Here is a 23,586-nt window from a genome sequence, read left to right on the forward strand (position 1 = left end):
TTGGCCTATTCCTTCATACGCTGGGGTTGTGCGAAAGTGTGGGGAGGAATGATTCATGTTTTATCATATAAAAGAGCTTCAATATCAAGCAAAGCCAGCTCATCCCGATCCGGTTTATGCGAAAAAACTTCAAGAGGTGCTAGGCGGCCAATTCGGTGAAATTAGCGTCATGATGCAGTATTTGTTTCAAGGGTTTAACTGCAGGGCGGATGCTAAGTATAAAGATTTGTTATATGATGTGGGGACCGAAGAGATTGGGCACGTAGAAATGCTGGCAACGATGATTTCCAGACTTCTGGACAATGCACCCGCGGATGTACAGGAGGATGCTTATAAAAGCAATCCCGCTATTGCAGCAGTCATGTCAGGGATGAACCCTCAGCACGCGATTGTGTCCGGATTGGGGGCGATGGCATCAGATAGTGAGGGCTATCCGTGGAATGCAAAATACATTATCTCAAGCGGAAACCTGCTGGCCGATTTTCGCGCCAACTTAAATGCGGAGGCCCAAGGACGCCTTCAGGTGACACGGCTTTATGCCATGACCGATGATCCAGGGGTAAGAGATATGCTGTCATTTTTGATTGCAAGGGATACCTATCATCAAAATATGTGGTACGCGGCCATTAAAGAGCTGGAGGAAAGAGAACGGGATATTGTCGTCCCGACGACGTTTCCGCGTGAGCTCGAAAAGCAGGAAGTCTCCTATGACCTGTTTAACTTTTCCAGGGGGGATGAAAGCTCACAAGGAAGATGGGCACATGGGGAAGCCTTTGACGGCCGGGGTGAATTCAGGTATATCCCGGCTCCGATTGCGTTCGCATCTGCGCCTCATCTTAAACCGGCGCCCATGTGGCTGCATAATACAGTTCCCCCAATGTCGAAATGTTAGGTTCTCTTCTGGGCTGAGGAATATATCCTTAGCCCTTATTTGATTTTGCCAATATGATATAACGCTTTTTCCTCAGCGACCTGCAAGTGCTGCTGATCGCCTTCCTCGTACGCATGTGGCCGCTTGTGAGATAATAAATAAGCGAGCCGCTTCTGAAATTGAATACCTGCTTTACGCCGTTCAAACATGTCAAGCCTTTTATCAGCAAATTCCTTTGTTACCCGGAATACCGCCGAAATTGTGGCGAGTGCCTGGCTTCTCCATTGCGGCAGTTCCATCTGCAACAGCATAAAGGTTGGCACACAGAAGTGGTACATAAATTGATTTGCCTGGAATTCCTGAAGCTCTCTGAAGAGTTTGTTCATCTGAAAATGATTGCCTGCATGCTTTAACACGTGGCACAGCTCATGGCCAAAATCTTCCCATTGCTCTTCCCGTGACTTTTTTTGGTTTAATACGATACTGTACATGCCGTCGTATTTCACCATCATGCTCCCCATATCCTCAAAATGCACCCAAATATCCAGATCCTTTGCGATTTTCAGCATGTCAATGTGATGAGGGGATGTGATGCCCAGCCGGCCGTATAAATTTTTAACGTATTCCTCCAGATGTGATAAGTAATCGCCCAATTGAATACTCCCTTTCGAACATTTGTTCTGTTTTTAGCGAGAAAGAAAAGCCCGTATAGGACTGGAAAGTAGTGTAGAAATCTTTCCCTTTTCTTTAAAAAATAAACACTTTTTTCTTTATATCGGTCTACTTTTTATATGTTTTAGAGAACAGAGAACGATTTATTTATTTTTCGGTTTGCGGTTTTTCTCTTTTTCTTTTAAATAGTTGATAAATTCGATGGCCTGCTGTTTGCTTTCTGGGGAAAAATCCTGCATATCGCGGTATGCAAGCTGCAGGTCCGGATCTGAGAACATATCGTCATCGGATTTTTTGTCTTTTCCCGTTAATAAGTAATCAGTCGTTACTTGAAAGTAATCAGCCAGCTTTTGGAGTGTGTCGTAATCAGGTTCGCTTCGCCCATTTTCATAGTGGGAATATCGTGCCCGTGACACACCGATGTGTGATGCGATTTCTTCCTGTGTCCTTTTCCCTCTGAGACTCTTCAATCTGCCGCCTATCATACTATGACCTCTCTTTTTTAAACTCCCTAAGTTACTTATGATTATAGATACAATATGTATCAAAATAAAGTTATGATAAAAAAAGTATCAAAAATAACTTGATGATACAGAACGTATCGTTTATACTTGGTAACAGCTGATACAAAATGTATCAAAAAAAGATCAGGAGAGTGATCACATGTATCCGATCCAAATCGTTTTTAGTGAAAGTCCCATAGATCAGCGCCATCTCGGACAATCCGGCGGCACCATTTCGTTTACCGCATGCGGCCTTCCGGTGTTTCACTTTGAAACGCAGGAACAGTTTCAAGCATACATGATGTTAAAAGGAGAAGCGGCGTCCAATGAAAAACGATAAAAGCTATCCTTTTCCGACGTATTCAGGGTTATTGAATTCAGAACATTATGACAAAATTAGCCCGGCGCTATGGCTGTTTCTCTGGTTTATCAGCTCAACAACAAAAGAAATCGAAAAAGACGGCGTAAGCTGGGGCATCGTACTCGGCCATAAGCCGTTAAAAGCGAGAGAAATGGCGGCAGTCTTCGGCGTAAGTGAAAAAACCGTCAGAAGATGGCTGGAGCTTCTCGAAAACCATGATTACATAAAGGCCGTCCGTGCGCCATACGGACTGATGATTTCGGTCAAGCATTCCAAAAAATTCAGCTTCAGATCGGACAATACTGTACACGGGAGTCTAAAAGAACGGCCATTTTCGCCGCAGACACCGGACACAAACGACCGTACAGATATAGATAAAACAAACAAATATACTGCTGCTGATGATGCAGTGGATCACATTGCGAAGCGGTTTACACAATTACGGTCGGCTCAAGAAGGACGCACCGTGTATCCTTCCTCAAGAGATTATCAAGCCATCGCCCGCATTGTTGCCATCGGCGTTCCTGTCACGCAAACAATCAAATGGCTTGAAGAATGCTTTCAGGCTTTTGAAAACCGGCGGACCGCCGCTTCAGAAACAATCAAGGCCTTTCGCTACTGCTCGAAATTCATTGAAGACCGATTTTTCGCGCAGCAAGCCAAAAAGAATGCCGCAATTCAGCATGAGAGGATGAAAAAACATGACAAAACGAACAATCGAACAGATTTTGGACGAGCTGAGAAGAGGGAGACGTCCATTACTGGCGGACAAACCGGCCGAATCAGACGCAAGCAGGTATGATTGCCTGCGCTGCAAGGATCAGGGAGGTTATCTCGTCAGGCAGAATGGCCTGGAAGTCTGGACGATGTGCAGCTGCATAGCAGAACGGAAAGTGAAGCGGCTGCTGGGTGCAAGTGAGATTACCCACGCTTTCAGACAGCTCGGCTTCAAGGAATTCCGCACGGAGGGAAAGCCGCAGGCCATAAAAGACGCATTTGAGTGTACAAAAGAGTATGTTGCCGATTATGAACAAATCAAGGATTGCCGAAAAAACAGCATTGCCCTTTTAGGACAGCCTGGATCAGGGAAAACACACCTTTTGACTGCCGCTGCCAACGAATTAATGAGAACATGCTATGTGCCTGTCATTTATTTTCCGTTCGTGGAAGGCTTTACTGATCTGAAAAATGATTTTGCCCTATTAGAAGCGAAGCTGAACCGGATGAAGCAGGCGGATGTGCTGTTCATTGATGATCTGTTTAAACCGGTTAACGGCAAACCCCGCGCTACAGATTGGCAATTAGAGCAAATGTATTCGGTACTCAATTATCGCTACTTAAATCATAAACCGATTTTGCTTTCGAGCGAGCTGACAATTGAAGCACTTGTACGGGTTGATGAAGCGCTCGGCACGAGAATCTATGAGATGTGCAGTGACTATCTAGTGATTATCAAAGGAGCAGCCTACGAGCTTAACCATAGATTGGAGGGCGTCAGATAATGTGCAAGCTTTGTCAAACAAAGAAAGTCATTGTGGAACATACCGGTATTGGAGTCGTTTTTCATCCATGTCCGAACTGCCGGTCCGGCACTGACTTAACGCCTGTCATTCAAAAGCTGGAGCAAATGCTGACAGCGGGAAAAGCGAGGCTGAATATCTATGATTAAACAGCTGACTGCTCTAATCACTTTGCTGTTTCGGGCAAAGCGAACAGAAAAAAACATTGAACAATGGTATAAGGACGACGGGAAGTGAAAGTGTTGGCAAAGACAAAACAGGCAGAGAAAAGCCCTGCGCCGTGGCGTGCTGTCCCGTGCGGGGATACGAAACCGATCTATATTTATTCAGCTTACAGTGAAGAAGAAAAAGAAAGATTCCCATATTCAAACGGACGGCTGATTGCCGCTGTATTTGACCTTAGCTCTTATTCGCAAAAAAGCAATGCCGCTTTGATGGCCGCTGCGCCTGAATTGCTGGAAGCGTCTAAAGCAGCGCTTGATTTTCTGAAAGGGAATTCTGTTCATTCAAAGGAGCGCATCATTCAGCTATTAGAAAAAGCTGAAGCAAGCGCTGCACCGAAAAGGGGAGGAAATAAAACATGATTCATCCTAAAAAACTGCTGCATATCGATTCCATCACGCTTAAGAGCCAGCTGGAGGAAGGGAAAATCCGTGTCATTGTTGTGGATGGCATCAAGCAAGAAGCATGGATCACAGAAGCGCCCGAGCATGGAAAAACGCTCGTCGAAACAAGAAAGGGCGACCTTGCCCGAGTGGAATTTGAAATCGGCTACAAATTAAATTAAAGCGAAAACAGAATACGTCCAAGACGGAAAGCCTGCGGACACTGATCAACTGCACAGCATTTGTGCGTTGATTGGTGTCCGTTTTTTATTTGCCAAAAATGAGGAGGATCATAGAGTGCAAGACTTACTATTTGAATATAAACGAACGCTCAAACAAACAAGAAACCAATATAAACCGCTCGCTGAGGCAGATGAATCCGTGCTCTCAGCTGAAGAGCTGAAGGATAAAAAAATCATTAGAAATATGATTACTGATCTTGAATATGTAACAGAGTGGCTTGAAAAAGGAAGGCAGCCCGGCATCAGACGGGCGATTGACCGGCGTGATGCCTACCAGCGGCTGATGATCAAGGACCCGAGGATCATCGAATCATTTTCCAGCGCTATGATGTTTGAGCCGGACGGACAGGTATCAGAAGAAGACAGAGAGAGAATTCGAGAAGCATTAGCCCTGTTAACGGACAGAGAAAAGGAAATGTTTTTGCTGCATAAGGTAGAATGTTTTTCTTATGAACGGATCGCCGATCTTCTCGGCGTGAAAAAATCGACAGTGCAAACGACGATCAAACGGGCAATCGTAAAGGTGCAAAGACAGCAGGAAGAAATGAATCGATCACTTGCATGAAAGCTTGTCATACGTTTGCCACCTATAAGTGAATAGCATGACACATAAGCGGCTGGCTGATCAGCCGCTTTTATGAATAGACAACCATGCTGGAGGTGGCGGTGATGCCGTAGCATGAAAACACAACTTCGCGAACAAGCATTAGCAATCTATCAACAACATCAAGGAAAGATCACAAATCGGGCGATTGCGGACACAATCGGTGTTTCCGCGAAAACAATCGGCATCTGGAAAAAACAAGACAAATGGAAAGAGGCCCTGTTTTCTGCGTCCAAAAACGAACAAAAACAGCGCCCTATAGACAACGATGAATTAAATGAACGCCAGCGGCTGTTTTGCCTGTATTACGTCAAAAGCTTCAATGCCACACAGTCAGCAATCAAAGCGGGCTATTCTCCGGACAGCGCTCATGTGACGGGCAGCCGGCTCTTAAAAAACGAAAAGGTCGCTGCTGAAATCAGACGCATAAAAAAAGAAATGGTCAATGAGATGTTTATTGAAGCGATGGATGTGCTGCAGGTTTATATCAAGATCGCGTTTGCGGATATTACGGACTATGTGACCTTTGGAAAAAAAGAGGTCCAGGCTGTCGGGAAATCGGGTCCGCTGTTTGATGAAGATGATAACCCGATTATGAAGGAAATCAGCTTTGTCGATGTTAAAGACTCCGGGCTCGTTGATGGCACCATTGTAACGGAAGCAAAGCTTGGCAAAGAAGGCATTGCCATCAAGCTTGCAGATAAAATGAAGGCGCTTGAGAAGCTATCCTTATATTTTGATTTGTTTCCAGATCAATTTAAACAAAAAATAGAAAATGAGAAATTGAAGCTTGCCAAACAAAAAGCGGAGAAAACAGATGACAGCCAAGAGCCGATTGAAATTATGATCAAACGAAAAGAGCGCAAGTCATGATTGTAAAAGAAATCAACCCTCATTTCGAAGATTACGTGTTCAATTGGGAGCAGACGTACCAGTTTCTTGTCGGTGGCTACGGCTCATCCAAAAGCTATCATACCGCATTGAAAATCGTGCTAAAGCTGCTGAAGGAAAAACGGACGGCCCTTGTGATCCGGGAGGTGTTCGATACCCATCGGGATTCGACCTTCGCCTTGTTTCAAGAGGTGATCGAAGAGCTCGGTCTCACAAAGGCCGTGGCATCTCTTTCTTCCCCGCTGCAGCTGCGATTTCACAATGGCAGCCGGATCATGTTCAAAGGAATGGACAATCCGGCAAAATTAAAATCGGTTCATAACATTTCATTAATATGGATTGAAGAGTGCTCAGAGGTGAAGTATGAGGGGTTCAAGGAGTTAATCGGACGTCTTCGCCATCCTGAGCTGAAGCTTCATATGATCTGTACCACCAATCCCGTCGGCACCTCCAATTGGACGTATAGGCATTTTTTTCGGGATGAACGCAAGAAACGGTTTGTGCTGGATGACAGCGAACTTTACGAAAAGCGGACGATTGTAAAGGGAGATACGTATTACCATCATTCCACCGCTAACGACAATCTTTTTCTCCCGGAAAGCTATCTGAAACAGCTTGACGGACTCAAAGAGTATGATCCCGACCTGTACCGGATTGCCCGCAAAGGACGATTCGGCGTCAACGGGATCAGGGTGCTGCCGCAGTTCGAGGTACTCCCGCATGATCAAGTGAAAAAATGTATCGCAGCCATCAGCAAGCCAATCTTTCGTACAGGCATGGATTTTGGATTCGAGGAATCCTATAATGCCGTCGTCCGGCTTGCTGTAGATCCTGAAAAAAAATACCTCTACATTTATTGGGAGTATTATCAAAATAAAATGACAGATGATAGGACGGCTGAGGAGCTGCGTGAGTTTATTGAGACACAGGAATTGATCAAAGCCGACTCGGCTGAGCCGAAAAGCATCCAATATTTCCGCCAGCAGGGCTTTCGGATGGTTGGAGCCAGAAAGTTTCCCGGCTCCAGGCTTCAATATACCAAAAAGGTAAAACGGTTCAAAAAAATCTTCTGTTCGGACCGCTGTGAAAATGTCATCTATGAGCTCAAGACACTTACGTATGCCAAAGATAAAAACGGAGCTCTGATTGAGGATGAATTCACAATTGACCCGCATACGCTTTCTGCCATTTGGTATGCGCTTGATGATTATGAGGTTGCTGATATGAAAGAGACAGCACACAAACGAATCCGGCCGAACCGAGAAAGGAGGAGGTCATAAATCATGCACAATCAAACAGTCAGAGCAACTGTATTTAAAGCCAATGCCGCGGCTCCTCAGACAAAGCAAATCTATGAAGATGACTTTTCTGAGCTGTACGGAGAGGACATTATCGCTCCGCCCTACAATATCACCGAGCTCAAAACCATTGCCGAATACTCGACCATTCTTCAGCAATGCATTGATGCGTACAGAGTGAATATTACAGGCTTTGGATTCGATGTTGAGTACACATTTGATGTCAACGCAAGTGATGTCGATCAGGCAAAAAAGAAAAGAGCGGAAAAAGACTGGGCCAGACTCGAAGCCTTTTATAAATGTCTTCACTTTGATGAATCAGCTGAAATGATTTTAGGCTATGCCATCGAAGACAGAGAAAAAACAGGCAACGGGTTTATGGAAGTGCTTCGCGACGGGGCGGGAAAACCTGCCGGCATCGAATATTTAGATGTGAAATATATGCGTGTATGCGGAGCAGGCGAGCCTGTAGAGGTTTCATTCGTATATGAAGAAAACGGGAAAATGAAAAGGATCAAAAGGCAAAAACGCTTCCGAAAATATGTGCAGATGATCAATGGAAAGAAAGTATTTTTTAAAGAATACGGCGATCCGCGAAAAATGGATATTCGCACAGGTGAATATGTAAACACATTGGCAGAGAAGTATCAAGCAAATGAAGCCATTCACCTCAAAATCGGAAGCGGCGTATACGGTGTACCCCGCTGGATCGGCAATATTGTCAATTTATACGGAGCCCGAAAAGCAGAAGAGCTCAATTTTATGTATTTTAAGCAGGGACGTCACGTCCCCGCTGCGATTACAGTGGAAAACGGGATGCTGTCTGAAGCTTCTTACCGGGAGCTGCAGGAATACATGAATGATCTTGAAGGCGTGGAAAACGCCCATAAATTTCTCCTGATCGAAGCGGAAGGAATCGCAAAAGAAAAGGATCTCCACGGAGGCGAGGATATTACGCCGGTTTCCGTGGAAATCAAATCCTTGGCTGAAATTCTCCAAAACGACGCCTTGTTTCTTGAATACGATGAAAAAAGCAGAAATAAGCTGCGTTCAGCGTTCCGCCTCCCGCCGCTGTATACAGGCGAGGCCCAGGAATACAACCGGGCGACAGCTGATACGGCTAGAAAAATTACGGAGGAGCAGGTTTTTCAGCCGGAGCGAAAAACGCTCGTGAATAAACTGAATACGCTGCTTTTGCCGGAGCTGAATATCCATGACGTCAGGCTGACATTAAAAGGACCAGACTTTCGTGATCCGCTTGAGATTGCGAAGGTGCTCGGTCCTTTTATTACAGCAGGAGCGGTCTCGCCGAATGATTTACGCGACCTTGCCGGACGGGTGCTTGGCAAAACACTGGAGGAGTGGCCTGAGGACATTTATAAACGGCCTGCAGGACAGGATGCGGAAAAGACAAACCTGACTGCGCTCATGCAGGAGTTGAAAGAAAGCATCGAAGATATCAAAACGTCCTGAAGGGAGGTGAATCAAGCAGGTGGCGCGAGAATTAAGAAATGCCAAAATCAGCTTTGTCAGTTATGTGGACAAGGCGGCTAACCAGACAGAATTTTTCTTTACGAAGTCAGCCAAACCTCCGTCATTTGAAAAAAAGGTTCGGCTGTTTACAAAAAGTGAGCAGGATGAACAAAAGCTCGTGTACGGAATCGTGTATGAGCCTGATGTTCCTGATGCCCACGGCGATTTTATGACCGCCGAGGAAATTGAAAAAGCGGCGCACGGTTTTCTCGCGGAGGCACGGGAGATTGATATCAATCACAGCTTTGAGGGCGGAACCGGCGTCGTGGTCGAGTCCTATGTGGCGCCCGATGATTTTATGATTGGATCAAAGCGGATTACAAAGGGCTCATGGGTACTCGTGACAAGAGCGTCTGACGAGGTGTGGGAACAGATTAAGGCTGGAATTATCACCGGCTACAGCATGGCTGGCACTGCAGATGTGTATGAAGAAGAACCGGTCGAAAAAGCAGGGTTCTTCAGTGTATTCAAGCAAATGCTTGCTGACAAAACAGGGAAGGAGACTGAAGAAATGAGAAAAGAAGACATGAAAGAATCATTCGAGCATGCGCTTTACCCTCTGCTCAAACGGCTTGAGCGGATTGAAAAAAACACAGACACGGAGGAAAAGCCGGAGCAGACGGGTGATGACGAGCGTCTGAAAAAGCTCGTTGAAGACATGCTTGCCCCGCTGATCGAACGCATCGAGGCTTTGGAAAAAGCGCGAGGCGCGTCTAAGCAGACAGCGGACGATACGGGCGGCAATACAGAGCAAGTCAAAAAATCAATCTGGAGCGGACTGCTGTAAAACCAGTCAAGGAGGAGGAAATCAATTGAGAAATCAAGAGATCATTCGGAAAGCGGAAATGTCGCTTTCTGCTTTAAAAAGCGGCGGGCTTATGAACCCTGCGCAAGCATCGGCTTTTATCCGCATGGTGCAAAACACGCCGACCATTTTCAGTGAATCCCGCGTGATTCAAATGGAAAATGACTCGCAAAAATTTGAGAAAATCGGCTTCGGCCAGCGTATTCTGCGGGCTGCGCAAGAAGGAAAAGCACTGTCAAACGACGAGCTGACAGTTCCAACGACAAGCACTGTCCAGCTGAACACGAAGGAAGTCATTGCGGAAATTAACATTACGTATGACACATTTGAAAACAATATTGAAAAAGACGGCCTGCAGCAGACAATCATGCAAATTTTAGCAGAGCGCGCAGCAGTTGATATTGAAGAGCTGATCGTTAACGGTGATACAGCATCAGCTGATCCGTATCTGGCACAGCTGGACGGCATCCGTAAACAGGCGGTTTCCCATATCGTTGACATGAACGGTGAAGAACTGTCCAGAGCGACATTCAAGAAGGGCTTAAAGGCAGTTCCGCCGAAATATTTGCGCATCCCTCAGGAATTCAGATTCTATACGTCTCACGGCTTAGAAGTTGAATGGAAGGACCGCGTGGCAGACCGCCAGACAAACCTTGGGGACCAAGCTGTTCAGGGCGGCTTGTCAACAGCATTCGGCGTACCGGTCAAAGGGGTATCCAATATTCAGCCGTACACAGTCGGTGAGGGAGACGCGCAATATGACGCTTCTGATATCATTCTCACACATCCGAAAAATATCATTCTCGGCTTCTCCCGCAATATCCGAATTGAAGTCGACAAAGACATCCGCTCCCGTAAATTCATTATTGTCTTAACGGCCAAGCTGGACAGCAAGTTCGAGGAAGAGGATGCCTGCGCGAAATTAATTAACGTAAAAGAATAATAGAAACGAGGTGGTCAGCTCATGCTCATTGAACCGACTGACGTAGCTTCCTATTCGGTCTATGATCGGGTGAAAAACAGGCCGGAAGAGCTGCTGGCGCAGGATATCATCGAGGCGGAAGCAGAAGCGGCTCTCATCACGGGCCACCGCTTTGAAGACAGCTTGTATGATCCGCTGCCCGGCAAGGTGAAGTTGGCTTTAGTAAAGCTTGCCCAGTATTTTGCGCTTGTCAACAGCGATGAATCTGCCTCATCAAGCTATCAGTATGAGAAAATGGGGGATTATTCCTACACGGTTTCCGGAGAAGGCAGGATTCAGCGGCCTGAGGTGTATCATTTGCTCGAAGAGTTTATTAAGCCGGGCTACGTCCCTGAATCCTCCAGACTGAAGGTGAGATCTTTATGAGCTACAGGCAGATGCTCATTCACCGCTGCGATATTTATCATGAAGCAGCGCAAGCGCCGTCTGCAGGCCGATTTGGGATTCCGGCAGACAGGCTGCAGCCGGTGATTTCATATCCGGATACACCCGATGAACAAGATGTCCCTTGTTATTTTACCGAAAAAACACAGCAGCTGATTCAGGAGGAGCCGGATCAAACTGTATATCATAGCTTTCTCGTCCATTTTCCGTTGTCAGCGGACATCCGCGTGAACGATAAAATCATTTGGGAGAATCATAAATATATACTAAAGCTGCCGAAAAGGATCAGACATCATCATTGGGAGGTCGTCGCAGTCAGGGATGAAAGCCTATGAAAATAGCGGGATTGAAACAGCTGAACACGGCATTAAAAGAAGCGGCTTCAGGCGGTTTTTCCAGACAGGCGTCCCGGTGGCTTGAGGAGTGCGGGCAAGATTTTCTAGAGATCGTCCAATCTGAACTCATCAGCACACAAACGATTGATACAGAAAAACTGCTCAGTTCCTTTGAGAAAGGCGCAGAGGACAATCTCTGGATTGTGCAAAGCGGCGGGCTTTCGCTTGAGGTGGGGACACAGCTTGATTACGCCTCATTTCTTAATGACGGCCATTGGACGTCAAAACAAGATGTGAGATGGGTGCCGGGGCGTTTTCAAGGCTCACGGTTTATTTATGATCCAGCGGCTTCAACGGGAATGGCGCTCAAGAGAAAATGGATACCGGGCACGGGCTACTGGGATCATGCACTGCTTTTATATGAACAGCTGTTTGAAAAATCGCTGGAAAGCAAACTGCGCCAGTGGCTGAAGAAGCTGTAAAGGAGGAGCAGGATGAACAGTGAAACAGGATCGATCATGGCGTTTTTGTACAGCCGGTGGTCTGTTCCCATTTATGAACGCGAGCTTCCTGATCACTTTCAGGTGCCGTCGTTATATGTCCCGCCACCATCTGTTTTCGAGGAAACAGATACGGTCTCCACATTTAAAAAAACCTACAGTCTCAATGTGAAACTGTTTCATCTGGACTCCGTTCAGGCGCTGGATGAAGCGGACAGGCTCACGGATGCCATCAGAGAAGCGAGAAATATGATTCCGCTGCTGAGTGAATCCGGCGAGAAGACGGGGGATATGGTTCGCATCTCCCAAATCGAGACAAGGGTAGGGGACAGGGGCGAGGCGGCCATGGTGATCAGGTGGAGCAGCAGATATTATTATCACAAAACAGAACAGCCTGTCTTACAGGATATCGACATGAACAGCGGGGTGAAATAAACGGTGTCAAAGGACAAACAACAGAAGAAGGCTGTACATACAAAGAGCCGGGAAGCTCTATTTGATACAGCGGATTTGATTAAGCACGCGAAGGAACTGTTCGGCGTTAAGCCGGATATTCTTCAGGGGGCTTTATTTGGCGTGGATCAACCACGTATGACGAAATCAGAAGCCAACCAATTGATTCAAACATTTCTAACCAAGGAGGTCATGTCATCATGAATGGCGGAACATTTACAACAGGCAAAGAAAAAGAACGTGCAGGCATTTATTTTAACTTTAAAACGACGGCACAGGAGCGGGTATCACTCAGTGAACGGGGAACAGTCGCACTTCCGGTCGCCTCAAGCTGGGGCGAAGCGAAAACGTTCGTCTCCATTTCCAGCGTTGAAGACCTAAACAAAAAAGTGGGCCTCAGCATTGATGACCCGTCTTTATTGCTGCTGCGTGAAGCGAAGAAAAATGCGAAAACGGTATTGATGTACCGTCTAACCGAAGGTGTCCGAGCGTCTGCTGATATTGCTGAAGGCGTCAAAGCAACTGCAGTATATGGCGGAACAAAAGGAAATGACATTATCATCCGCATCAATCAAAATGTGCTGGATGCTAATTCTTTCGATGTGACAACATATATGGACGAATCAGAGGTTGATAAACAGACTGTCAAAAAGGCTGAAGAATTAACAGCTAACGGCTATGTCACTTTTACCGGAACAGGCGATCTTTCTTCAACGATTCCTCTCACTGGATCAGAAGGAGACACTGCAGCTGAGACGCTGAATGCATCCGCGGGCATCCGTTTATCCGGCGGTACGGATAAAGCCCCTGTCAACTCCGACTATACAGATTTCTTAGCCGCGGCTGAAACGGAGAGCTTTGATGTGATTGCGCTGCCTGTTGCAGAAGGTGACCAGTTGAAAGCGACGTTTGCTGCTTTCATTAAACGCCTGCGCGACGGCCAAGGACAAAAAGTGCAAGGCGTCACAGCCAATTATGCCGGTGATTATGAAGGCATCATCAACGTAACCGAGGGTGTGCTGCTTGAAGATGGCACGGAAGTTACACCGGACAAAGCAACAGCTTGGGTAGCTGGAGCGAGTGCAGGAGCAACCTTTAACCAATCACTTACATTTGTAGAGTACGAAGGCGCAGTTGATGTGTTACACCGCCTTGACCACGATACGATTGTTGAACGTCTGGGTAAAGGTGAATTTTTATTCACATTCGACGCCCGTGATAAATCCGTCAGCGTAGAAAAGGACATTAACTCACTCGTGACGTTCACAGCTGAGAAAAACAAGAAATTTGCGAAGAACAAAATCGTTCGTGTCCTGGATGCTGTGAATAATGATTTAACACGCGAGCTGAAAGCCTTAATTAAATCAAGAAAAGGCAGCGGAAGCGATATCCCGGCATCTGAAGACGGACTGCAGTATGTAAAAACGATGATCACACAATACATGACAACGCTTCAGGACGCAGGCGGCATCACTGGCTTTGATTCCGATGAAGATATCACAATTTCAATGAATGAAGATCGTGACGGCTTCTTGATTGACCTGGCTGTACAGCCTGTCGACGCAGCAGAAAAATTCTACTTTAATGTGGAGGTAAACTAATATGGCATTAAAAGCACAAAACACAATCTCAGGAAAAGAAGGCCGTTTATTCCTCGATGGTGAGGAAATGGCACACATCAAAACTTTTGAAGCAAACGTCGAGAAAAACAAATCCGAAGTCAACATTATGGGCCGCCGCATGACAGGCCATAAAACAACAGGGGCAAATGGAACAGGGACCGCGACGTTCTACAAAGTCACATCAAAATTCGTGCTATTGATGATGGACTATGTCAAAAAAGGCAGCGACCCTTATTTCACGCTCCAAGCTGTGCTGGATGATCAATCCTCCGGCCGGGGCACAGAGCGAGTCACGCTGTACGACGTCAACTTTGACTCTGCCAAAATCGCAAGCCTTGATGTCGATTCAGAAGCGTTAGAGGAAGAAGTTCCATTTACATTCGAAGACTTCGACGTCCCTGAAAAGCTATCTGACACGTTTTAATCAAAGCTGAATCAGCCCATACGCAGACCTTTCTCAGAAAGGTCTGTTTTTTAAAGATGAAACCAAACAATAGACAAGGGAGTTTTTTTACATGAGCGAGAAGAACGAAAACGTATATGATCTTTCCTTTTTTATGCCGGGAAAAACAATTGAAGCTGAGGAAATCAAAGTGCCGATCTCAAAGCGTTTTGTTGATAAAAAAGGGAATGTCATTCCGTTTATTTTAAAACCAATTACTACTGAACGGATTGATGAATTAGAGAAAGAAAACACCACATTTAAAAATGTGAAAGGCCGCGGCCGTGTCAAAGATTTAGACTCCCAGCGCTTTTATGCGAGAATTGCCATCGAATCTACTATTTATCCTGATTTTCGTTCAAAAGATTTAAGGGAAGCATACAAAACTGCGGATCCGGTAGAAGTTGCCAAACGTGTATTATCTGTTGGGGGAGAGTATGCGAACTGGCTGAATAAAGCAATTGAAATCAATGGTTTTGAAGATGATCTTGAAGATCTAGAAGAAGAAGCAAAAAACTAGTAAAGGATGGCGATAAGGAAGCTGTGTATTTGTACTATGCAATGCATGAGCTTCATTACTCGCCATCCCAACTTCTTGAATTATATGAAGCACCAAAACATTTTAAAGCTCTTTTATTTGGGTTGATAGGTTATAAGCTAGATCTATTAGAAAAAGAATCAAGGAGAGGAGGGAACTAATATCGCAAAATTAACAGCCCGTTTTGATCTCGAAGACAAGGTATCTAAAAAACTAAAACGGATACATAAAGGATTCCAAGAGGTCGAAAAAAAAGTCAAAACCATTAATCGGCAAATCAAAATCAGTATCAGAGCGGAAGATCAGGCATTTTACCGGCTGAGAAAAATAAACGACTATATCATTTTGAAATTCGCGAAATCGCTTGAAATTAAAGTTGTACTTGATGACCAAGTCACTTCAAAGCTTGATGCAATTGAAAGAAAACTTAAACGGCTGCCGAAAGAAACGAAGCTGACTGTCTCTTTGGTAGATCGGACAGCAGCTGCGTATAAAAAAATAAAGAAGATGCTTTCTAATCAAAAGCTATCATTCCTTTTGATTCCAGATGACAAGGTTACTTCTACAGTTAAAAGGATTATCGGTTATATTAAGAAAAATTTGAAAAACGGATACACAGTAAAACTAAAGGTCATCGATGAAATCACCAAAACAGTTAATCGATTAACAGCCCTTCTAAGGAAATTTGAAAAAACCTATTATGTAAAAGTGGTTGTTAAGACAAAAATATCAGACAAAATCAATAAAAAAGAAAGCCTGATTAACAAAGAAACTTCTAAGAAAGAATCAGACAAATCCTCAGATAAAGGCTCTGATAAAAACTCAGATCAAAAACCTGGATGGGTCGGAAAAATAAAAGGCTGGCTGAAGGATTGGTGGACAAAATCAGCTTGGCCTTGGATCAAAGATACGCTCAATGAAATAGGCAAAGCTTTTTTGGATCGTTTCAAAGAGAGATTGATAGAAAAGCTGAAAAATGATGTGTTTGATAAGATCATTGATAAAATTCTAGGACCACAAAAAAAGGACGATTCTGGTGAAAATTCTGACACAGATAAAAAAGTCCTTAACCGTAATACAGGAGGAAATTGTTGCTGTGACTGCTGTGAAGGCGGTATCAGCCCGGGCACTAAAAATAAAAAAACCTATAGAAAAAAGAAAAGTCCCACAAAGGCTCCAAACAGAACACTCAAGGTTCCTGGAGAGGTGATAAGAAGACGCCAGAGCGGCACACCTGCTGAAAGTGCACCTAGGACCTCGGGTTCCAAGTTAAAGAACTGGCTTGGAGGCTTAAAATCGCTAGGGAAGGATTCATCTAAACTAGGTAAAGCGTTCAGAGGAATGGGAAAGGCTGTTCCATACGTAGGATCTGCTTTAGCAGTGTTTGATTTAGCTGGAATCAATAAAGATAATGCTGGCGAAAAGGTTGGTTCAATTGGAGGACGTATTGCCGGAGCGGAAGCTGGTGCAACAGCCGGAGCGGAAGCTGGTGCAACGATTGGATCTTTCGTTGGTCCGGAAGGTACAGCAATCGGCGGCGCAATCGGCGGAATTGGCGGCGGGTTAGTAGGCGGAATCGGCGGCGAAGAAGCAGGTAAGAACATTGGTAAGATGTTTGATACTTCTAAGTTAAAGGAGAGCATAAGCAATTCACTATTTAACAAAGAGTGGTGGAGTGGAAAATGGAACTCCATTTCTGATACTGCCAATGGGGCTATTACTTGGATTGAAGATACATGGAGTAAAGTTTCAACTTGGTTTGACCAGTATGTGTTTACACCTATATATAATGTTGCTGTACCTGTAATTAATTTTATAGTAGGATTGTTTGCCTATGCCTGGGATGGCATATTGGCAGTATGGAACATTGTCTACCCGTGGTTTAAGGATAACGTGTGGGATCCAATAAGCGGAGCAGTTACTAATGTTGCTACAACGATATGGACTGGATTGTGCAACGCCTGGACGGTTATTTCAGGCATATGGTCTACTGTTTCAACATGGTTTATGGACAATGTGTGGAATCCTGTAAGTGAAGCCGTAACCACTGCGGCAACATGGATTTGGAGTAAGATCAATGATGCATGGACAATAATTTCCAATATTTGGACAGGAGTATCGAATTGGTTTTATGATAATGTATGGAACCCGATCGTCAAAAAAGTAGAAGATATTAAAACTTCAATAAAAGAAAAATTCGATGATGCAAGGAAATTTTTTGAGGATGCATGGGATGGAATTGAAACTTGGTTTAATGAACATGTGAAAGATCCATTGGTTAAAGTATCAGAGAAAATTGCTGAGAAATTTCAATGGCTATTCGATTTAAAAGATTCAGTTGGTGGTTTCGTTGCAAAAGTAATACACAGGGGGGAAGAAGTTACTCACCTCAAGAAAAAACCAATCAAAAAGGATTCGAAAGAGAAAAAAACTAGTTCCAAACCAACTACTAATAACATTTTTGCTCAATCTCCATCAAATAATAATATGACTGTTTTTCAACAAGCACTAGATCAGAACGCCACAGGCGGCTACATCACCAAACCAACCATCTCGTGGATCGGTGAAGCCGGCAAGGAATTCGTTATCCCGGTTGATAACAACCGAGGCCGGGGGAAGATGCTTCTTTCACAAGCGGCGTCTAAGCTGGGTATGCAAGTTGTAGACGACATGGGCGCAGCTTCGTCTTCTGGCGGAAGTCCAGCATCTGTTTCAGGAGGAGCAGCTGTCAGTCCTCTATCAGGCACAGCCTCCCCAGTAATGAACACTGCAAATCTTACAGGCCAAGCGTCCACACTCGGACAGCAATTTTCAGAAGGCTTTGGTAAAGGCATCAGCGATCAGCCGGTCAAAATGGAAGACTGGAAAAAGAAAAACATCAATACACCATTTACACAAATGATTTCTGCTTCACCAAATTACGGTAAACAAATGGTAAGTGGGTATGCCAAGGGCCAAAGCGGCACTGCAACCGGAACAGACGGCTTTTTGCAATCAAAAGTTAAAACGCCGTTCCAAGCCACTGTGAGCAAATCGTCTTCATGGGGCACAGGAACGGTCAAAGGCTTTGCGCAAGGACAAAATTCAACCCAAACAGGGACTGCACAGTATGTGAGTACACATGTTGACAAACCGTTCCTGCGTTCAAAAGACACATCGAACAGCTGGGGCTCCGGTTTGATTGGAAACTTTGTGACAGGCATGAATTCTAAATCCAGTGAAGTAAAACAAGCAGCAAAGGATATGGCCAAGAGAGTGGAGCAGGCTTTCCGTGAAGAATTAGATATCCATTCACCTTCTCGAGTCATGATGAGCTTGGGGCGTTTTGCCTCTGTCGGTGTTGTAAAAGGACTGGATTCTGTCGATGTGAAAAAATACGCAGAAAAACAAGCCGGTTCATTGGCAGCTGCTTATTCCGGAATGGGTGCAGTAGGGGGAAATGTGAAACAGTGGCTTATGGCAGCAATAATGGCCACAAAGACACCATTGAGCTGGCTCTCGGGATTAATGACGATTGCACAGTATGAATCAGGGGGCAACCCGAACTCTATTAACCTGTGGGATAGCAACGCGAAGGCGGGAAATCCATCACAAGGACTCATGCAGACAGTTCCAACCACATTTAATGCTCATAAAGCACCGGGCATGGGTAACATTAGAAATCCGATTCACAACGCTGCTGCCGCGATCGGCTATATCAAAAGCAGATACGGCTCAATTGATAATGTACCTGGCATTAAAAGCCTGAAACGTGGCGGTCCTTATGTCGGTTATGCAAACGGCGGGCTGATCACGAAAGAACAAATTGCCCGTGTCGGTGAAGGAAACAAGCGGGAATGGATCATCCCAGAGGAACGGGGCATCCGCGGTCGCTACCTTCTTCAGAGAGCGGCACAGGCTCTTGGTATGGAAGTGACAGATCCGTCTCAATCCCAGCAGTCTGAGCTTTCTTCAGGACAAGTTTCAGCTGTTACCTCGGCTAGCCGGCCGACTGCAGCGGTTTCTGGATCAAAAGAGATTTATATTCAATTTAACGGTGACCAGCACTTCCATAATGGACAAGACGCCGAAAGCCTAGCGGCGAAGATCAAGCAGGCGCTTATAGATGAACTGCAAAAGGATATCAATATTGGAACGAAGGGAGTCGTTGCATTTGACTAAATCCGTATATGAATTTTGGATTTCACAAGGGAAGGACAAGCTGCGGCTCCCCGTTCTTCCCGACCAGCTGAGTATTTCAAATACAGTTCAGAATGAGACGGTTAAAGTAGCCAAGTTCGGTGACCTTACATTTATTGACGAGCAGGGAGCGAAAGAAATTTCGTTCTCTTCTTTTTTTCCGAAGAAATACAGTCCGATAGCAGAATATCAAAACTTCCCGTCGCCGGAAAATGCGATAACAAAAATTGAAAAATGGATGAAGGCCAAAAAACCGGTTCAGTTTTTGATTACGGGAACTAAAGTGAATTTAACATGCAGTATTGAAGGTTTTTCCTATAGCGAAGGCCAGCAGGATATAGGTGATCGTTCCTTTGATATTCAATTAAAAGAATACAAAACCGCTTCCCCGCGGAAAATCAAGCAGAAGAAAAAAACAAAGGCAAAACGTCCGTCGAAGGCTGCGCCGAAGACGTACACAGTGAAAAAGGGAGACACGCTATGGGACATTGCAGGCAGATTTTACGGGAACAGCACCCAATGGCGCAAAATTTGGAATGCCAATAAAACAGCAATGATCAAACGAAGCAAACGGAACATCAGGCAGCCGGGCCACTGGATTTTTCCCGGCCAAAAATTAAAGATACCGCAATGAAACAGGTGATGTATGATGATAGAACTGTTCGTCATTAAAGACACAGAGTGGCTTGAGCTGGTTGCAGAAAGCGTATCGCTTGAAGGCCATCGTTATCAGGCGCCGCGTTCCATTGAAGCAACCATCGTCACCAAGCAGGGCGACCAGACGTATTACAGTGTCTCAGAAGGAGATACGGTCTTGTTTAAATGGAAGGGAAAAGAGCTGTTTCGGGGCATTGTTTTTGCAAGAACCCCGGACGAGCATACGCTTGCCTTCAGCGCTTATGACATGCTGCAGTACCTGGTCAAAAACCAGGATATGTACGTGTTTTCCAATCAGCGGGCCGACCAGATCATCAGAAGGATTGCGAGTGACTTCCAGATACCGACAACCTCGATCGCAAACACAGGCCATACGATCAAAAGTCTTGTCATTAAAAATGATACGACATTGTATGACATCATATTAAAAGCGCTGAAACAGACGAAAAGCCAGACAGGACGACATTACCAGCTGTATTCGGAAAAAGGAAAGCTCGGCCTGCGCGCTTGGCCAGATCCGTCAGAGGTATGGGTGCTTGAAACGGGCGTCAATATCACGGGCTACCAATACAGCACTTCTATAAACGACACTGCTACTCGGGTGGTGCTTCGCCGGCAGAAGGACAATAAGACATATAAAGCCTCTGCCAAGGACAGTTCAGGCTTAAATAAATACGGTGTGCTTCAATATACGGAAACGGTCACAGATGACATCAACCAGGCACAGCTTCAGCAGCGGGCAGATGTACGCCTTGCTGAAAAAAAGGGCGTGAAAAAAGAACTGAAAAATATTCAGGCAGTGGGCATCCCAGAAGTGCAGAGCGGCTTGCCTGTCTATATTTCGATTCCGGAGGCCGGCATCAAGAAAACCTATTGGGTAGATACGGACCGGCATGAATTTAAAGGAACGAAACATACGATGACGATCGATGTTGTCGAAAAGAATACGATGCCGGAAGGAGTTTCCTGATGAGATTAAGTGAGGCTATAAAACATTTGGCAGTCGGCGCAGTTGACGCTGAGTCTCCGGTAGAACTGCTCCCGGCTGAAGTCGTTTCGGTTTCTCCTGTGGAAATCAAATTAAAAGAAAACAGCAAACTGATCATACCGGAAGACGCCATCATTATCCCAAAACGAATGCAGTCCGGAGGAGACGATGCACTCGAGCCGGGGGATCGCCTCATGACCGCGGCTCTGACTGGCGGGCAATCGTTTTTTATTTTAGATAAGGTATAGACAAACCGCTTCAGTACGAAGGGGTTTTTATTTAGCATGTAAAAGGAGTGGGCAACATGGCCCTGACACCAGAAGTGGAGTTTGAAGATATTGAAGTTGAGAGCGAAGTCATTGAAACCTCGCAAACGTACAAAATAGATTTTGAAAACGGAAGAATTACGAATGAGCTGATTACCGGGCTTGAAGCGATCAGGCAGTTCGTGTATATCGCCTTACAGACAGAACGCTATGCATATTCCATATACAGCCATAATGTCGGAAACGAGCTTCAGGACGTGCTGACAGATCATGAGACGACTGATGCGTATAAAAAGATGGAGATTCCGAGACTGATAGAAGAGGCGCTGGTTTATGATGACCGGATATCTGCTGTAACAGATTTTGAGATTGAAAAACAAGGCGACGCGTTTCATGTGTCCTTCGTGGTGGAGACGGATGAAGGAACGCTTGAGATTGAGGAGGTGATTGGCGAAGATGTTTGAAGATCAGACTTTTGAAGCGATTATGGAGCGTATGCTGAACAGCATTTCCGCAGATATTGACACAAGAGAAGGCAGCGTCATTTATAATGCGTTAGCCCCGGCGGCGGCCGAGCTTGCGAAGTCTTATATATGGCTGGATACTGTGCTTGAGCTAGTTTTTTCTGATACCGCACAAGGCGAATTTTTAGACAGGCGTGCAGCGGAAGCGGGAATTGAACGGACAGCCGCGACAAAGGCGGTCAGAGCGGGAGAGTTTACATCTGGAGTTACTATTCCTGTCGGCTCCCGCTTTTACGTGGATAATCTTTATTTTCAATATACGGCAGACGGGACGCTCATCTGTGAAACACCTGGTGAAGCGGGAAACGCCAATCTGACCGGACGCAATTTACTGTCATTGGATACCATTCCCGGTTTAGAAACGGCCATTGTCAAAGAAATCCTGATTCCGGGGCGCGAGGAAGAGGGAGATGACAGCTTGCGAGAACGGTATTTTACAAGGGTTCGGCGTGAGGCCGTCAGTGCCAATAAAATGCATTATAAAGAGTGGGCTGAGGAAGTGGACGGTGTGGGAAAGGCAAAGATCTTCCCGCTTTGGAACGGTGAAGGCACGGTCAAAATTGTCGTCACCAATGCGAATCTTGAGCCCGCTTCTCCTATTTTAATTCAAAAAGTGAAAGATTATATCGACCCTGAACCAGGACAGGGAGAGGGACAGGCGCCAATCGGAGCCGTTGTCACGGTGGAAAGCGCGGTCTGGAAGGAAGTTGAGATTTCTGCCGAAGTGCTGCCTGAGATCAATCACTCAATTGATGAAGTGAAGTCGGAAATTGAGGAAGGCGTTTTAAACCTCTTTAAAAAAATGGCGTTTGAAGACAACGTTATCCGCCTTTCTCAAATTAACAATATCGTCTATAATTCACCATCAGTCAGTGACTACTCCAATATTCAAATCAACGGCACGTCTGAAAATCTGGTGCTGAGCGACGTGGAAATTCCTAAGCTTGGGCAGGTGAAGATCATTGAGCAAACAAGATGACATGCGAGCTTATCTGCCGCCGTTTCTCACCAGCCTTAAAGAAATGGCCGAGCTGCTGAAAGCGGAAGCGCCTGAGTTTGATAAACAAAATGACAGCATATTTGATCTGACGGATCAGTTATTCGTACCGACGGCGACTTGGGGGCTCAGCCGCTGGGAAAAAATTTTAAACGTCCCGCGGGAATCAGGCGACACTGATGAGATCAGACGATTGCGGCTCATTTCCAAAATGTCGAACATCCCGCCAATCACATACAGGGCCATTGAGCAGGCGGTAAACCGTTTCTTGAAAAACCCGTCTGCACAGGTCCGCCTGCTTCCCGGCGAATACCGATTTAACGTCGATATCAATGTTGATGACCTCCAGCACATGAATGAGCTGATCGAAGCGATAGAAAACATGAAACCCGCTCATTTGGCGTATACGCTCAGAGGCGGATTGAATGAGACGCTGCGAATCAAAGATACAGTCATCCTGAATCACCGCAGATACCGAACAGCCAGTGAGCTCAAGGTCGGTTATTCTGTCACTCTTAACAACAATGAGGTGGTTTTAACTTGATTTCAACCATATACAGAGAACGCACAGCGGCTGATCTAAAAAGCAGAATCGATCACGTGCTGCTCAACGGCCAAAAAACAGAAATAGTAGAGCTCGCCATTGACGGTGCGACAGTCACCGTTCTGACAAAACGTGAGGAAGACATCAAGCATATTGAAACGGTACAAATTTTTGACGAGCTGGGCAATGTGATCACAGAGAGAAAGACTGACCTGGACGTCAGCGAAAACAGAACACTCGATTTCAGATTTACTTTTGAGGTGGTGTAAA

Annotated in this window: 32 protein-coding genes; 30 read left to right on the forward strand and 2 right to left on the reverse strand. The window is 45.4% G+C overall.

Annotated features, from left to right (window positions below):
• Positions 1-55 precede the first annotated feature (55 nt).
• Entirely contained in the window at positions 56-892 is an 837-nt protein-coding gene (locus MHB62_RS06675; protein ID WP_003245071.1) for a manganese catalase family protein, read from the forward strand.
• A gap of 35 nt (positions 893-927) precedes the next feature.
• Here the strand turns inward: MHB62_RS06675 and MHB62_RS06680 are convergent, their stop codons facing one another.
• Together MHB62_RS06680 and xre are read right to left on the reverse strand one after the other, a co-directional pair.
• Positions 928-1,524, reverse strand: coding sequence for an ImmA/IrrE family metallo-endopeptidase (locus tag MHB62_RS06680; RefSeq protein ID WP_019712456.1), 597 nt, complete (start codon positions 1,522-1,524; stop codon positions 928-930).
• Between the two features lie 162 nt (positions 1,525-1,686).
• A complete protein-coding gene (gene xre, locus MHB62_RS06685; protein WP_003232719.1) occupies positions 1,687-2,028 on the reverse strand; it encodes an HTH-type transcriptional regulator Xre in 342 nt (113 codons plus the stop codon).
• Between the two features lie 178 nt (positions 2,029-2,206).
• Between xre and MHB62_RS06690 the strand changes: the two genes are divergently transcribed.
• The 29 genes from MHB62_RS06690 (at position 2,207) to MHB62_RS06830 (ending at position 23,585) form a co-directional block, all read left to right on the forward strand.
• On the forward strand, positions 2,207-2,386 hold the full coding sequence (locus tag MHB62_RS06690; protein WP_019712457.1) for a hypothetical protein: 180 nt from the start codon (positions 2,207-2,209) through the stop codon (positions 2,384-2,386).
• On the forward strand, positions 2,373-3,209 hold the full coding sequence (locus tag MHB62_RS06695; RefSeq protein WP_019712458.1) for a phage portal protein: 837 nt from the start codon (positions 2,373-2,375) through the stop codon (positions 3,207-3,209). Before MHB62_RS06690 ends, MHB62_RS06695 begins: the two co-directional genes overlap by 14 nt.
• Positions 3,109-3,909 carry an ATP-binding protein gene (locus MHB62_RS06700; protein ID WP_080009791.1) on the forward strand — a complete coding sequence of 267 codons (801 nt, stop codon included), beginning with the start codon at positions 3,109-3,111 and terminating at the stop codon, positions 3,907-3,909. Before MHB62_RS06695 ends, MHB62_RS06700 begins: the two co-directional genes overlap by 101 nt.
• Entirely contained in the window at positions 3,909-4,076 is a 168-nt protein-coding gene (locus MHB62_RS06705; protein WP_003245588.1) for a hypothetical protein, read from the forward strand. The genes MHB62_RS06700 and MHB62_RS06705 overlap by 1 nt, the downstream gene beginning before the upstream one ends.
• Before the next feature lie 84 nt (positions 4,077-4,160).
• The gene (gene xkdD, locus MHB62_RS06710) at positions 4,161-4,511 is read left to right on the forward strand and encodes a phage-like element PBSX protein XkdD (RefSeq protein ID WP_021479479.1); all 351 of its coding nucleotides are present in this window, start codon (positions 4,161-4,163) and stop codon (positions 4,509-4,511) included.
• Positions 4,508-4,714 (forward strand): phage-like element PBSX protein XtrA, encoded by a 207-nt coding sequence (gene xtrA / locus MHB62_RS06715; RefSeq protein WP_032721378.1) that lies wholly within the window; start codon positions 4,508-4,510, stop codon positions 4,712-4,714. Before xkdD ends, xtrA begins: the two co-directional genes overlap by 4 nt.
• A 115-nt stretch (positions 4,715-4,829) precedes the next feature.
• Positions 4,830-5,339, forward strand: a complete 510-nt coding sequence (locus MHB62_RS06720; protein WP_019712460.1) for a sigma-70 family RNA polymerase sigma factor — start codon at positions 4,830-4,832, stop codon at positions 5,337-5,339.
• Between the two features lie 114 nt (positions 5,340-5,453).
• Positions 5,454-6,251 (forward strand): phage terminase small subunit, encoded by a 798-nt coding sequence (xtmA, locus tag MHB62_RS06725; RefSeq protein ID WP_019712461.1) that lies wholly within the window; start codon positions 5,454-5,456, stop codon positions 6,249-6,251.
• Complete coding sequence (locus MHB62_RS06730) at positions 6,248-7,549, forward strand: PBSX family phage terminase large subunit (RefSeq protein ID WP_019712462.1); 1,302 nt, start codon at positions 6,248-6,250, stop codon at positions 7,547-7,549. The genes xtmA and MHB62_RS06730 overlap by 4 nt, the downstream gene beginning before the upstream one ends.
• 3 nt (positions 7,550-7,552) lie before the next feature.
• Positions 7,553-9,040, forward strand: a complete 1,488-nt coding sequence (locus tag MHB62_RS06735; protein WP_019712463.1) for a phage portal protein — start codon at positions 7,553-7,555, stop codon at positions 9,038-9,040.
• A 19-nt stretch (positions 9,041-9,059) separates the two neighbouring features.
• Positions 9,060-9,887, forward strand: a complete 828-nt coding sequence (locus MHB62_RS06740; protein ID WP_003232691.1) for an XkdF-like putative serine protease domain-containing protein — start codon at positions 9,060-9,062, stop codon at positions 9,885-9,887.
• Between the two features lie 25 nt (positions 9,888-9,912).
• Positions 9,913-10,848: a phage major capsid protein gene (locus MHB62_RS06745; RefSeq protein WP_019712464.1), complete on the forward strand. Its 936-nt coding sequence runs from the start codon at positions 9,913-9,915 to the stop codon at positions 10,846-10,848.
• Positions 10,849-10,869: 21 nt separating this feature from the next.
• The gene (locus MHB62_RS06750) at positions 10,870-11,253 is read left to right on the forward strand and encodes a DUF3199 family protein (RefSeq protein ID WP_003245011.1); all 384 of its coding nucleotides are present in this window, start codon (positions 10,870-10,872) and stop codon (positions 11,251-11,253) included.
• On the forward strand, positions 11,250-11,606 hold the full coding sequence (locus MHB62_RS06755; protein ID WP_009967053.1) for a YqbH/XkdH family protein: 357 nt from the start codon (positions 11,250-11,252) through the stop codon (positions 11,604-11,606). The genes MHB62_RS06750 and MHB62_RS06755 overlap by 4 nt, the downstream gene beginning before the upstream one ends.
• Positions 11,603-12,088, forward strand: coding sequence for an HK97 gp10 family phage protein (locus MHB62_RS06760; protein ID WP_003245226.1), 486 nt, complete (start codon positions 11,603-11,605; stop codon positions 12,086-12,088). The genes MHB62_RS06755 and MHB62_RS06760 overlap by 4 nt, the downstream gene beginning before the upstream one ends.
• A 12-nt stretch (positions 12,089-12,100) precedes the next feature.
• A complete protein-coding gene (locus MHB62_RS06765) occupies positions 12,101-12,541 on the forward strand; it encodes a phage-like element PBSX protein XkdJ (protein WP_032721380.1) in 441 nt (146 codons plus the stop codon).
• Positions 12,542-12,544: 3 nt separating this feature from the next.
• Positions 12,545-12,763 (forward strand): hypothetical protein, encoded by a 219-nt coding sequence (locus MHB62_RS06770; RefSeq protein WP_003232679.1) that lies wholly within the window; start codon positions 12,545-12,547, stop codon positions 12,761-12,763.
• The gene (locus tag MHB62_RS06775) at positions 12,760-14,160 is read left to right on the forward strand and encodes a phage tail sheath family protein (RefSeq protein WP_003245369.1); all 1,401 of its coding nucleotides are present in this window, start codon (positions 12,760-12,762) and stop codon (positions 14,158-14,160) included. The genes MHB62_RS06770 and MHB62_RS06775 overlap by 4 nt, the downstream gene beginning before the upstream one ends.
• Before the next feature lies 1 nt (position 14,161).
• Positions 14,162-14,605: a phage tail tube protein gene (locus tag MHB62_RS06780; RefSeq protein ID WP_003232677.1), complete on the forward strand. Its 444-nt coding sequence runs from the start codon at positions 14,162-14,164 to the stop codon at positions 14,603-14,605.
• A 91-nt stretch (positions 14,606-14,696) separates the two neighbouring features.
• Positions 14,697-15,143 (forward strand): phage-like element PBSX protein XkdN, encoded by a 447-nt coding sequence (locus MHB62_RS06785; RefSeq protein WP_003232676.1) that lies wholly within the window; start codon positions 14,697-14,699, stop codon positions 15,141-15,143.
• A 29-nt stretch (positions 15,144-15,172) separates the two neighbouring features.
• Complete coding sequence (locus MHB62_RS06790; protein ID WP_003239113.1) at positions 15,173-15,322, forward strand: hypothetical protein; 150 nt, start codon at positions 15,173-15,175, stop codon at positions 15,320-15,322.
• Position 15,323: 1 nt separating this feature from the next.
• The gene (locus tag MHB62_RS06795; protein WP_010886493.1) at positions 15,324-19,322 is read left to right on the forward strand and encodes a transglycosylase SLT domain-containing protein; all 3,999 of its coding nucleotides are present in this window, start codon (positions 15,324-15,326) and stop codon (positions 19,320-19,322) included.
• Complete coding sequence (locus MHB62_RS06800) at positions 19,315-19,974, forward strand: LysM peptidoglycan-binding domain-containing protein (RefSeq protein ID WP_003232674.1); 660 nt, start codon at positions 19,315-19,317, stop codon at positions 19,972-19,974. Before MHB62_RS06795 ends, MHB62_RS06800 begins: the two co-directional genes overlap by 8 nt.
• A 15-nt stretch (positions 19,975-19,989) precedes the next feature.
• Positions 19,990-20,967 carry a phage-like element PBSX protein XkdQ gene (locus tag MHB62_RS06805; RefSeq protein WP_003245730.1) on the forward strand — a complete coding sequence of 326 codons (978 nt, stop codon included), beginning with the start codon at positions 19,990-19,992 and terminating at the stop codon, positions 20,965-20,967.
• Positions 20,967-21,233, forward strand: a complete 267-nt coding sequence (locus MHB62_RS06810) for a DUF2577 family protein (protein ID WP_003244812.1) — start codon at positions 20,967-20,969, stop codon at positions 21,231-21,233. The genes MHB62_RS06805 and MHB62_RS06810 overlap by 1 nt, the downstream gene beginning before the upstream one ends.
• A 56-nt stretch (positions 21,234-21,289) precedes the next feature.
• Positions 21,290-21,715 carry a DUF2634 domain-containing protein gene (locus MHB62_RS06815; protein WP_003232671.1) on the forward strand — a complete coding sequence of 142 codons (426 nt, stop codon included), beginning with the start codon at positions 21,290-21,292 and terminating at the stop codon, positions 21,713-21,715.
• Positions 21,708-22,754, forward strand: coding sequence for a baseplate J/gp47 family protein (locus tag MHB62_RS06820; protein ID WP_003232669.1), 1,047 nt, complete (start codon positions 21,708-21,710; stop codon positions 22,752-22,754). Before MHB62_RS06815 ends, MHB62_RS06820 begins: the two co-directional genes overlap by 8 nt.
• Positions 22,738-23,316: a YmfQ family protein gene (locus MHB62_RS06825; RefSeq protein WP_003244743.1), complete on the forward strand. Its 579-nt coding sequence runs from the start codon at positions 22,738-22,740 to the stop codon at positions 23,314-23,316. Before MHB62_RS06820 ends, MHB62_RS06825 begins: the two co-directional genes overlap by 17 nt.
• Entirely contained in the window at positions 23,313-23,585 is a 273-nt protein-coding gene (locus tag MHB62_RS06830; RefSeq protein WP_003232665.1) for a hypothetical protein, read from the forward strand. The genes MHB62_RS06825 and MHB62_RS06830 overlap by 4 nt, the downstream gene beginning before the upstream one ends.
• Position 23,586 lies beyond the last annotated feature (1 nt).

Source organism: Bacillus sp. FSL K6-0255, assembly GCF_045040725.1.
In the GTDB taxonomy this organism is placed as follows: Bacteria; Bacillota; Bacilli; order Bacillales; family Bacillaceae; genus Bacillus; species Bacillus subtilis.